Genomic DNA, 2,025 nt, shown 5'->3' on the forward strand with positions numbered 1-2,025 from the left:
CATATCATATGATGTGAGCTGTATCACAAGATATGTTACCTCTGTGCCATCCTTTGCCTTCACTGTGCCATCTGTCATCTCGTTGACCTTGGAGTTCTCATCGTTGTAATACTCTGTGTAAGTATCCTTCATGTTCTTCACAAGATCACTTGCTGAATAGTGTGTATATGTAGAATAGCTTGCATATACATCGCCCTTCTCATCATTATAAGATATGGTATACTCTGAAGCATAGCTTCTCTCGTATCCCTTTGGATCATTGATCTTTACTGACTTATCGCCAAGGCTTAATGTAACCTTTGAAAGGTCTTCCTCCTCTGTGCTGTCATTTGACTTCTCTGTGGTTGCTTCCTCTGTTGTAGCTGCCTCTGTTGTCTCAGGCTCTTCCTCCTCAGTATCCTTTGAGTCGGTGCCGAACTTTCCGTCAAGTCTGCTGTCAACACTTACTGAGTCAAATATCTCGCTCCATGCTGATACGATCTTTTCCATCTTATCCATGTTGATGTACTGATCTACATCATCACTGTTGAGAACTGAGTAATCAACCACATCTCCTGCTGCAGGAGCCTCTATCTTGTTGTCCTTCTCTGCTACCTTGAGATTTCCTGAGCACTGAAGAACATCCTCGCCTGATACTGTAACTGTGAGCTTTGCATCATTTATGCTGAATGACTCGCCCTTCTTGACATCTGCAAGGACACCCTCAAATGCAGCCTGAGCAGTCTCACCCTGTACATCAACAGATATGCTTCCACTCATCTTACCGCTGTTCTTGTCATAGTCTGATGTCACATTTCCTGTGAACTCCTGGCTCTCTCCGCCGCTCATTGCTGATAATGTGTACTTCTTGTCAGTTGATATCTTATCTCCTGATGTGTCAGTCTTTGACTCACTCTTGAGCTCTATATTTACATCTGAACCGTATGTAAGTGCTATCTTTGTTACAGCATCTGATGTGACATTTCCGTCACCCATGTAATCTGCTGTGAATGAAATCTTAACGCCTGCTGCTGCAAGATCATAATCCCAGTCAACACGGATCACCTTGTCGTTTTCTACATATACATTTGCAACGGCATCCTTTGTCATTACTGCGCTGACCAGAGATGGAATAGTGCCGATGGACTGCTTGAGCTGATCCTTTGTAACACCCATCTGATCCATCATATCATCTGACAGATTGCTGTCCATGTACTTGTTCAGACAGTCAACCAGTGCCTGTGAGAACTCATCTATAGCGTCTGTTGTGATTGTCACTGTGTAGTGGTCTGCCTTGATAGTCTTGCCATTTGCATTTGTAAACTCATCCTTGCCGACCTTCTCATATGTTATGGACTCTGCAAGCTTATCTGCAGCCGGCTTGAGATCCTCATCTATGATCTTCTGAAGAGCCTCGCTGTCAACTGAACCGCCGGCTCCCGCATCCTTGCTGTCGAGCTCTGCCATAACACTGTTCATGTCAAATGAAAATGTCTTGGTAAAGAGATCAGGACATGACATATAGAGCGTCTGACCGATCATTACAACATCCGCACTGACTGTCTCGCCTGCCAGTGTCATGGAAGAATCAAGCTTGAAGCTGTTCTGTCCGTCGCTCTTGGCTGTGCTTGCGTCAAATGTAAATGTTGAACCGTCGAGCTTACCATCTCCGGCAACCTTGTCGATGGTAAAATCTGACTGAACGTCCAGCTTGTCGACATCTATGTCATCTGCTCCGACGATACCCACAATATTATTGTTCTCAAGTTCCTTTGCTGTGTTCTCCATCGCGTCCTTAACCGCATCCTTAGGACTCTTCTTGATGAACACGAAGAATACAACAACAAATGCTGCTATGATAACAAGCGCTGCCACAACTGCTATTATGGCTATCTTGATACCCTTTCTCTTCTTTGGAGACTCAGGCTTGTGCGCCTGATCACCATACATGTTCACGGTCTGATCATATACACTCTGCTGTGCATTCATCTGCTGACCGTACTGATCTGCAAACTGCTGATTTGCATCGTACTGCTGCTGGCCATA

General features: G+C 44.9%; 1 protein-coding gene. It reads right to left on the minus strand.

Annotated features, from left to right (window positions below; all coding sequences use genetic code 11):
* Positions 1 to 2,025, minus strand: a 2,025-nt coding sequence (locus CCU_RS08880) for a hypothetical protein (RefSeq protein ID WP_208896131.1), incomplete at both ends; no start/stop codon positions are given.

Source organism: Coprococcus sp. ART55/1, assembly GCF_000210595.1.
Taxonomy (GTDB): Bacteria; Bacillota; Clostridia; order Lachnospirales; family Lachnospiraceae; genus Coprococcus; species Coprococcus aceti.